This is a genomic window from Clostridia bacterium, from assembly GCA_019683875.1.
Classification (GTDB): Bacteria; Bacillota; Sulfobacillia; order RBS10-35; family Bu92; genus Bu92.
In genome coordinates this window covers 1-7,542 of sequence record JADGHN010000084.1, presented here as the reverse complement: position 1 = coordinate 7,542, position 7,542 = coordinate 1, and the positions used below count along the sequence as shown (strand labels likewise).

8 protein-coding genes are annotated in these 7,542 nt (G+C 70.5%); 6 read left to right on the top strand and 2 right to left on the bottom strand.

Features of this window, described 5'->3' with window-relative positions; genetic code table 11:
• The 5 genes from IRZ18_07320 to IRZ18_07300 form a co-directional block, all read left to right on the top strand.
• Positions 1-552: ATP-dependent Clp protease proteolytic subunit (locus tag IRZ18_07320; protein ID MBX5476911.1), on the top strand; the 552-nt coding region annotated here is incomplete at its 5' end.
• Position 553: 1 nt separating this feature from the next.
• Positions 554-778 (top strand): YlzJ-like family protein, encoded by a 225-nt coding sequence (locus IRZ18_07315; GenBank protein MBX5476910.1) that lies wholly within the window; start codon positions 554-556, stop codon positions 776-778.
• 134 nt (positions 779-912) lie between these two features.
• Positions 913-1,719, top strand: coding sequence for an undecaprenyl-diphosphate phosphatase (locus IRZ18_07310; protein ID MBX5476909.1), 807 nt, complete (start codon positions 913-915; stop codon positions 1,717-1,719).
• A 145-nt stretch (positions 1,720-1,864) separates the two neighbouring features.
• Positions 1,865-4,156: a DNA translocase FtsK 4TM domain-containing protein gene (locus tag IRZ18_07305; protein ID MBX5476908.1), complete on the top strand. Its 2,292-nt coding sequence runs from the start codon at positions 1,865-1,867 to the stop codon at positions 4,154-4,156.
• Between the two features lie 94 nt (positions 4,157-4,250).
• Positions 4,251-5,315 (top strand): glycoside hydrolase family 18, encoded by a 1,065-nt coding sequence (locus tag IRZ18_07300; protein MBX5476907.1) that lies wholly within the window; start codon positions 4,251-4,253, stop codon positions 5,313-5,315.
• 99 nt (positions 5,316-5,414) lie between these two features.
• Here the strand turns inward: IRZ18_07300 and IRZ18_07295 are convergent, their stop codons facing one another.
• Both IRZ18_07295 and IRZ18_07290 read right to left on the bottom strand, forming a co-directional pair.
• The gene (locus tag IRZ18_07295) at positions 5,415-6,077 is read right to left on the bottom strand and encodes a hypothetical protein (protein MBX5476906.1); all 663 of its coding nucleotides are present in this window, start codon (positions 6,075-6,077) and stop codon (positions 5,415-5,417) included.
• Between the two features lie 261 nt (positions 6,078-6,338).
• On the bottom strand, positions 6,339-7,190 hold the full coding sequence (locus IRZ18_07290) for a D-amino acid aminotransferase (GenBank protein MBX5476905.1): 852 nt from the start codon (positions 7,188-7,190) through the stop codon (positions 6,339-6,341).
• Positions 7,191-7,345: 155 nt separating this feature from the next.
• Here IRZ18_07290 and IRZ18_07285 point away from each other — a divergent pair.
• The coding region (locus IRZ18_07285) for a RidA family protein (GenBank protein ID MBX5476904.1) at positions 7,346-7,542 on the top strand (197 nt) is incomplete at its 3' end.

The following is a 7,542-nucleotide window of genomic DNA, read 5'->3' as shown; positions in this document are numbered from 1 at the left end:
ACGCTGCCGTCGCAGAACAAGACGACGAAGTACGAGCACGTTTTGCCTCAGCTGGTCGCCGTGGAACAGAACGACAAGATCAAAGGGCTGCTCGTTCTCCTCAACACGGTGGGGGGCGACGTCGAAGCGGGGTTGGCCATCGCGGAGATGGTCCGCAGCCTCGGCAAGCCCTCGGTCTCCGTCGTGCTGGGCGGCGGCCACTCCATCGGGATCCCCGTGGCCGTCGCCGCGAACCGTTCGTTCATCGTGCCGACGGCGACGATGACCGTGCACCCGGTGCGCCTCTCGGGCCTCGTCATCGGTGTGCCGCAGACGTACGAATACCTGGAGAAGATGCAGGAGCGGATCATCAAGTTCGTCGTGGAGAATTCGCACATCTCCGCCGAGCGGCTCCGCGAGCTGATGTTCCGCACGGGAGAGCTGGCGCGCGACGTCGGCACGATCCTCGTCGGCGCGGAAGCTGTCCGGGAGGGCCTCATCGACGAGGTGGGCGGCGTCGCGGACGCCATCCGCGCCCTGCGCGCGCTGATCCGGCAGAAGGAAGGTGCTTGACATGCACTGGACGGTGTTGCCGCCTGAGGTGGTGTTCCAGCCCGTGGAGGAGGCGCCGCGCCGTCTCACCGCAACCTATGACGGGCGACGGGTGATCTGCGAAGCGTCGGCGGACGGCTGGCGGCTCAGCGCGCTCCTCTCCACCGACCCCAACGACTTCATGGACCCGAGGTTCCAGCCGGGAACCGTCCTGCCTCCGCACTCGCTGCAAGTCGACACGCGGTAGGGCTCGTCTTCGGCTATACTGGTCGTCGGCCGCTCCCGATCCCCCGAGGGGATTCGGCGGGGCGGCCTTTTTCGGCCGCGGCCCGCCCTCTTGCGCGCCCGCCCGTGGCCAGAGGGTCTCCCCGGAGGTGGCGCATGTCGATCTGGCAGGCGGTGCTGCTCGGCCTCGTGCAGGGGCTGACCGAGTTCCTTCCCGTCAGCAGTTCCGGGCACCTCGTGCTCTTCCAGCAACTCCTGGGCGTGACGGAGACCGGCGTGGCGCTGGACGTGGCCCTTCACGTGGGCACGCTGGTCGCCGTGTTCTGGGTGTACGGCCGCGACATCCTCCGGGTGGCGGGCGCGTGGTGGCGCAGCCTGTTCCCCGGCGCGGCCGGGGGGCCGCCGGGGGCGCGCCTCGCGTGGGCGGTGCTCGTCGCGACGATTCCGACAGGAGTCATCGGCCTGGCGGGCGAAAACGTGTTCGCCGGCTGGTTCGGCTCGCTGCGCGCAGTGGGCGTCTTCTGGATCCTCACCGGCGTGCTTCTCTATTGGGCGAGCCGCCGGGACGGAGGCCGCAAGGGGGAGACGGACATCAGCCTCGCCGACGCGCTGATCGTCGGGACGTTCCAGGGACTGGCCATCGCACCCGGGATCTCGCGTTCGGGCGCAACGATCGCCGCCGCCCTTGGGCGAGGCATCCGCGCGGAGGACGCCGCCCGCTTTTCTTTCCTCATGAGCATTCCGGCCATCCTGGGCGCGGCGGCGGTGGAGCTGCCCGAACTGGCCTCGCAGCCGCATCCTTCGCTGGCCGCCATGCTGACCGGCGGGTTCGTGGCGGCCGTGTCCGGCGTCTGGGCGATCCGGTACTTCTTGAAGACGCTGTACCGGGGCCGGCTTGAGGGCTTCGCGTATTACGTGTGGGCGCTGGGCGCCGTCGTCTTGGGAGTGACGTCTCTTGGCTGAAGCAGGCAAGCGGAACGGCCGGGCGCGCGGCCGTCGCCGCGCGCCGGCGCCTGCGCCGCAGGCGCGGGAAGCGCCGCGCGGCGGGCTGCCGTCGGAGCTGCGGCGGGAGTTGGCCGCCATCGTCTGGCTCGGCTTGGCCGCGTTGATGGCCGTCGCGCTGGTCTGGCCAGGGCGCGGCGTCATTCTCTCGGGCTTGGCTCGGGGACTTGCGTGGCTTCTGGGGCGCGCCGCGCCCATGGTTCCCGCCCTGTGCGGCGCGGGCGGTGCGATGCTCCTGGCCTCGGGCCGGATGTGGCCGCGCAACCGCGGGCGGCTCGTGGGGTTGGCGCTGGGCACGACCGTCGCGGCGGCCTGGCTCCACCGCGGGATCCCGCTCGACCGGGCCTTCGCGCGCGCTCCGCAGGGCGGAGGGCTCGTCGGCGCCACCGTGTGGTCGCTTCTCGCGCGCGCGTTCGGCGACGTCGGCGCGGTCGTGGTGCTGGTGACGGGCGCGCTGCTCTCCCTGGTGCTCCTGTTCCACGTGCGACCGTCCACCGTCGTGCGGGCTGCAGTGCGCGCCCTCGCGTCCTTCGGGCAGCGCACGGCCGCGTGGTTCCGCGACTTCTTCTTCGAAGAGGTTGAAGATGCGGCCGGCGCGCAGGCGGCTGCCGGCGCCGAACCGGCCTCGCTGCATGAGGCCGCGGCGGACGAGGCGGCCGTGGACGCCGTCATACCGGGCGTCGAGGACGGCGCTGCCCCGGACATCGATGTGGACGAGTGGTCGGGGACCGAGGCGGAGGATGTCGCCCGGGCGGCGGCGACCGACACGTCCCATGTCGGCGCGATCGACGGACCCGCGGTCGCCGGCGCGCCCGCACAACGGGGCCCGCGACCCGCTCCCGAGACCGCCGTCCCTGCCGGTCGCCGCGCCGCGCCGGCGGGCGTCGAACCGGGCGCGGACCGGCCCGTGCCCCATCAGCTGTCCCTGGACGACTACGCCGTGTACCGCCTGCCGCCGTTGGACCTGCTCAAGCGTCACGACCGGCGCGGGGCGGACCGCCGGGCGAAGGACGGCGAGCGCGGCGCGCGCGCGTTGGAAGAGACGCTGGCCAGCTTCGGCATCCAGGCGCGCGTGGTGGGCATGGACCAGGGCCCGGCCGTCACGCGCTATGAACTGCAGCCGGCGGCCGGGGTGAAGGTCAGCCGCATCGTCAGCCTGGCCGACGACATCGCGCTCGCCCTCGCGGCGACCGACGTGCGCATCGTGGCCCCGATCCCGGGGAAGTCCGCGGTGGGCATCGAGGTCCCGAACCGCGAGATCCGCACCGTGTCCATGCGCGAAGTCCTCGAACACCCGGCGTTCCAGCGATCGGCCTCCCGGCTCACGCTGGCGCTGGGCGAGGACGTGGCCGGCCAGCCGATCGTGGCGTCGCTGGAGCGCATGCTGCACGTGCTCATCGCCGGGGCGACGGGCAGCGGCAAGAGCGTCTGCCTCAACACGATCCTGACCAGCATCCTCTACAAGGCGCGCCCGGACGAGGTGAAGCTCCTGCTCGTCGACCCGAAACGGGTCGAGCTGTCCGTGTACAACGGCATCCCCCATCTCATGGCGCCCGTCATCACCGACCCGAAACAGGCGGCCGGCGCCCTGCGGTGGGTGCAGCAGGAGATGGTCAACCGTTACGAGCTCTTCGCCGATTGGGGCGTCCGGGACATCCACCGCTTCAACGAGCAGGCCGCGGCAAAGGGACGGCGGCCCCTGCCGTTCATCGTCGTCGTCATCGACGAGCTGGCGGACCTGATGCTGATCGCCGCCCGCGACGTGGAAGACGCCATCCAGCGGCTCGCCCAGATGGCGCGCGCGGCCGGCATCCACCTGATCGTGGCGACGCAACGGCCGTCGGTTGACGTCATCACGGGCGTCATCAAGGCGAACATCCCGTCGCGGATCGCGTTCGCCGTCTCCTCCCAGGCGGATTCCCGCACGATCCTCGATGGCGCGGGGGCGGAGAAGCTTCTGGGCAAGGGTGACATGCTCTTCTATCCCATCGGCGCGCCGAAGCCGGTCCGCGCTCAGGGGGCCTACATTTCCGAAGCGGAGCTTGAAGCGGTGCTCGATTTCGTCCGCGCTCAGGCCGCTCCAGAGTTCAACCCCGAGGTCCTGTCCGGGCCCGCGGGTGCCGCGAACGACGAGGACGACCGCCAGGACGAGCTGTTCGCGGAGGCCGTCCGCGTCGTGATGGAGACGCGCCAGGCGTCGGTTTCCATGCTGCAGCGCCGCCTGCGCGTCGGCTTCACGCGGGCCGGCCGGCTGATCGACATGATGGAGCGGCGCGGCTTCGTTGGACCGCACCAGGGATCGAAGGCGCGGGAAGTGCTCATCACGCCCGAAATGTACGAGCGCGTGTTCGGCGCGTCCGGCGGCAGGGCCCTTCCAGAGCAGTCCTCCAAAGAGTGACAGGCGTTCCGCAAACCGCCTAGCCGCACGGCGCCCTTTGGCGCGCGGCGCTGCGCATACTACGCGCAAACGTCCGCGAAAGGGGGCGGCGCGTATGCGTCAGATCGCGCGCCGATGTGCGGTTCTGGCCCTGGCCGCCGTGCTGCTGCCGGGGTGCACGCTGTGGAGCGGCAGCGTGCAGAAGAAGCCGCTGCAAAAACCGAACGTCAACAATGTGGCCAACACCACGGGCCGGCTCATGGTCCTCGGCTTCTACGACGACCGTCAGGAACCGAAGCGAGGACAGATCCTGGACACCGTGAAGCGGAACAAGGACGTCATCAGCGAGCTGGCGCCGTTCTGGTATCGAATTGAACGCGACGGCAGCATCATCGACGTCAGCGAGAACGATGTCCGGGACTTCGCGAGGAAGAACGGCATCCGGCTTCTGCCGCTCGTGACGAACAACAACGGCAACGATGCGTTCCTGAACGACGCCCGGGCGCGAAGCCGTGCGATCTCCAAGCTCCTGGACATCCTGGACAAGAACAAGGATGTCTATGACGGTTTCAGCCTCGACTTCCAGCTGCTGAGTCCCGCCACCCGCATGGGTCTGACGAGCTTCGTCTCGCAGCTGTACCCCGAGATCCGGAAGCGCGGCAAGCGGCTCAACATCGACGTCATTCCGGCGGGCCAGCCGGACGACAAGAGTTCTCCGTACGATTACGCGAAGCTGGCGCAGAACGTCGACCAGATCGTGCTCATGACCTACGACAACCACAGCGACGCGAGTCAGTCGGGCCCGATCGCGCCTCTGAGTTGGGTGCGCCAGCGCGTCGAGATGGCGATCGCGTCCGGGGTGAAGCCCGCGCAGCTCGTTCTCGGCGTGGCCGCGTACGGCTACGACTGGATCCAGGGGACCACCCAGGCGGAGACGATCCGCATGAAGGACGCGGAACAGCGCGTGAAGGGCACGGTGCAGCGCGCGAGCGACCTCTCGCCGCACTTCACCTACACGGACAACAAGGGCCGCACGCACGTCGTCTGGTACGAGGACGAGGTGTCCGTGGCGAAGAAGGTGCGGCTCGCGAAGGACATGCGCTTGAAGGGCATCGCCATCTGGCGGCTCGGATACGAGAACCAGAAGTACTGGGACGCGATCAAGGCGAACATCCAGTAGCGCACGGCGTTCCACCGCGCGCCGCGGCGGCGACCGTCCCATGGGATGGTCGCCGCCGTCGTCACGGGGGTGGTTCGGGGTTCTTCCGGTCGATGCGACTCAGCGGAGCGACAGCCACGATCCCCAGGGGCGCTGGCGCTGTGACTCCGCCGACGGCCCGCCCTGCGCGGGCTCTTGCCCGCCGTTCCCCTGATTGGAAGCCGGCGAGCCGTCCTGGCTGTGGCCACCGCGGCCCTGCCCGCGCTGGCCCTTGGCGGAGTTGGCCAGCAGTTGCTCCATCTGCTTGGCGATGGACTGCGTTTCCGCGAGCACCGCCTTGAGCTTCCGCAGGTTGTCGGCCAGCCGGTTCGTCAGCTCCTCCTCCTGCGGGGCGGGCCCTTCCGGCGACGCGGCGTGCGCGGATCCGTACGCGGCTGGGCCCGACGGAGCCGGACCGGACTGCGGCGAACCGGGCGCGGCCTGCGGCATCGCCATCTGGGCCGGGCCCGCGGGCCAGGGCATGGCCGCGGCGCCCCCCGGCGGCATGCCGCCCGGCGCGGCCATGCCCTGCGCCGCGGCCGGTTGCGCCGCAGGGCCAGCGCCCTCCGAATGCGGCGACTGACCGTCGCCCGGCGCGGCCGGCCCCGCAGAACTCGCCATCATGCGAGCCAACTCCTGCTGGATCAGCCAGCGGAGCTGCATCTCCATCGGAGGCGCGGGCGGTAGCTGGGCCGCGCCGCCGCTGGCCGGACTCCACTCCTGAGACGTGCGTTGCTCCGACATGCTCATGCCGCCACCTTTCCGCCATGAGGAACCGCGATCCGTCGGGCCGCGCGGCGCGCGCCGGGGAAGAAAAAGGCCGCGGTGACGGGCACCGCAGCCCGGACATCGCCGCCAAGGCCGGCGTTCGTCGTCGTGGCGAGCGCCAGCCGCACTCCGAGGACGACGCCCACCCGCGTTCGCGCGGAGCGGCCCAACGCGCGGCATCCTCCCTGCATGGTCTGCGGCGTAGTGTGCCGCAGCCGGCGGGCGGCTATCCGCGCGTCAGCTCGAACGCGCGCGCGAAGCGTAGAGTTCCCGCAGGCGGCGCGTGACCGGCCCCGGACGCCCGTCGCCGATGGCGCGGCCGTCGACTTGGACGACGGGCAGGACCTCGGTCGTGGTGCCGGTGATGAAGGCCTCGTCGGCCGACCAGAGCTCGTCGAGCGTGAACGCGCGCTCGACGACGGGGATGCCGGCCTCCCGGGCGAGGTCGAGGACGACCCGTCGCGTGATGCCCGGCAGGATCCACTCGCTCTCCGGGTGGGTGCGCAGCTCGCCGCCCCATACGGCCATGAAGTTTGCGCTCGACGCCTCCGTCACGACGGCGCCGCGCACGAAGAGCGCGTCGTCCGCCCCGGCCTCCAGCGCCTCCTGCTTGGCGAGGCAGTTGAGGAACAGCCCGATCGACTTCACGTGACACATGTGCCAGCGACGGTCGGGCACGGTGACCAGCCGCGCGCCGTTCTCGTAAAGGGCGGGCGAAGGGGTCTTGGCCTCGCGTGCGATCATGAAGACCGTGGGGCGCGGGTCGGCGGGGAACGCGTGGTTCCGCGGCCCGCCGCCGCCGCGGGTCACTTCGACGTAGATGGTGGCCTCCTTGAGCCCGCTCCGATCCAGGGTCTCCAGCGCGGCCGCCTTGAGTTCCGCCACCGGCTTCGGCAACGGCAGCCTCATCAGGGACGCGCTCCGCTCCAGGCGCTCGAAGTGCTCGTCGAGGGCGAAGGGCCGTCCGCCGTACACGCGGATGACCTCATAGACGCCGTCGGCAAAGAGAAGCCCGCGGTCCTCGACGTGCACGGTCGCTTGACTGTAAGGCACGAACTGGCCGTTGAGGTACACCAGGGATTCGGACAAGCGCACGACCTCCTAGGGAGCATTATGGCATCATCAAGACCGTGCGGGACACGCGGAAGCGCGTGCCCGGCCGCCGTTCAGGCGCTGTGGTAGAATATGCCTGCCCTGCGCCGGATGAAGCCCCATCCGGCGCGGTCGGCATGGGGAGGATCCCGATGGGAAAGATCGAAGCGCGTCTCGCCGAGCTGGGCATCGCTCTGCCGCCGGTGGCGAAGCCGGTCGCCGCCTACGTGCCGGCCGTCCGCGCCGGGCGGTTCGTGTACACGTCGGGCCAGCTGCCGATGGTGGACGGCAAGCTCGCCTACCAGGGGAAACTCGGAGCGGACCTGTCCGTCGAGGACGGGTATCAGGC